General features: G+C 53.2%; 2 protein-coding genes. Both read left to right on the top strand.

Annotation, left to right across the window (positions count from 1 at the left end):
* On the top strand, positions 1-1,065 hold a 1,065-nt coding region (locus G467_RS17955; RefSeq protein ID WP_281166683.1), incomplete at its 5' end, for an RHS repeat-associated core domain-containing protein.
* Positions 1,062-1,430 (top strand): hypothetical protein, encoded by a 369-nt coding sequence (locus G467_RS18130; protein WP_155844915.1) that lies wholly within the window; start codon positions 1,062-1,064, stop codon positions 1,428-1,430. The genes G467_RS17955 and G467_RS18130, both read left to right, overlap by 4 nt.
* The last annotated feature ends 190 nt before the right edge of the window (positions 1,431-1,620 follow it).

The following is a 1,620-nucleotide window of genomic DNA, read 5'->3' as shown; positions in this document are numbered from 1 at the left end:
GCGCAGGCGTATGTGTTCGACAGCGCCAACCGCATGAATCAGGTCACGGGTGTCCAGACCTATCGCTATGACGGGCAGGGCCGTCGCGTGCAGACCACCGATGCCGATACCAAGACCACGTTCTGGATCTACAGCCAGTCCAAGCAGGTCATGTACACCTCTGAGGCGCGTCGCAGCCAGAACCTGAGCTACATCTACCTAGGCAATACGCAGGTGGCGACGCGGGCGGTGGCGTGGGGCACGGGCACGACCACGGTGCGTTATCAGCACACCGACTCGCTCGGTAGTCCGGTGGCGGAGACGGATGCCAGCGGCAATCTGGTCAAGCGCAATGCGTATGCGCCGTATGGCGAGGCGTTTGGGGCGACGGTGATTGATGGCACCGGGTATACGGGCCATGTGATGGATCGGGATACGGGGCTGACTTATATGCAGCAGCGGTATTACGATCCGCAGGTGGGTCGATTCCTGAACGTTGATCCAATTGCTACGGATGCCAATTCTGGGGTGAATTTTGGTAGGTATTGGTACGCAAACAACAACCCGTACAAATTTTCGGACCCCGATGGTCGAGCGACGACCATAGTGATAAATGGAAACATTGGTGCAGATCCAGCGACTTGGGGAGGGAGGCACGCCGGCCTAGTCATTTCTCGAGATGGAGAAACATCTGTTTACGATCCAAATGGAAGCTATCGGCCGAAAAATCAAGATCGATCAAGTAGTGGAATGTTTGAGGATGCCAGCGCTGAGGACTACGTGAATTATCAGAAAACAGATGGTCCAGATGTACGAACATACACGTTCAACACGACTCCAGAGCAGGAAGCTGCAATCCTAAATAGAATACAACCGGCCGATGGAAGCAATGGTGAAGGCGAGGCTGGGTTCTTTTCTTGTTCGACGCATGTATCCAATGTGCTAAGCGGAATAGGCCCGCTTGCCAATGTGAACAGAGAAACTCTTCTTCCATCAAATCTGGAATCACAGATAGTTGAAGCTAAGAATGCACAGGACCAGCTGGCAAAGGAGCCGAAAATGCAAGTAATAGGAGAGATCCGATGAGTTCTCGTGTTCTATTCGATTTTGCTGTGCTTTTCTTCGGTGTCCTTGGCATTGCAGGAATTCTTCTGGCGCCGCTACGGGCGTGGCTTACACTTCGCGGCATGATTTTTGATCCGAATCGGTCAGGCTCGGTTGGGGTGCTGGTCAAACTGTGCATGGTTCTTATTGCAGTTCTCAGCACAGCAATGTTTGGTCATGTTTTGGCCCGTGTAGTCAGTTGTGTCAGCGGGCAGTATTGTGGTGTGACCAGAGACTCTGTGCTGCTTACTTCCGCTGCGGGTGGCGTGTTCTGGATCTTCCAAGAAGCCATCGTTGCCGTTTTTGGTCGTTCAACTAAATCGCGCGGAAAGCAGGACCGAAAATAGGGGTCAGAGTGAATCGCGCCGGCTTTCTCGGACAGTGAGCCTAAGGCACACCGGAAAACAGGGGTCAAAAACAGGGGTCAGAACAGGGGTCAGAGTAGTATTTCCCGAATTCGACACTGAACCCGCGAGCACCTTTCGGTCCAGCCTGAAATGGTTTCCTCAAAGACCGCCTTCATTGGCGGTCTTTGCT

The sequence above is a fragment of the Arenimonas oryziterrae DSM 21050 = YC6267 genome, assembly GCF_000420545.1.
GTDB lineage: Bacteria > Pseudomonadota > Gammaproteobacteria > Xanthomonadales > Xanthomonadaceae > Arenimonas > Arenimonas oryziterrae.
This window is presented reverse-complemented; position numbering and strand designations above follow the sequence as displayed.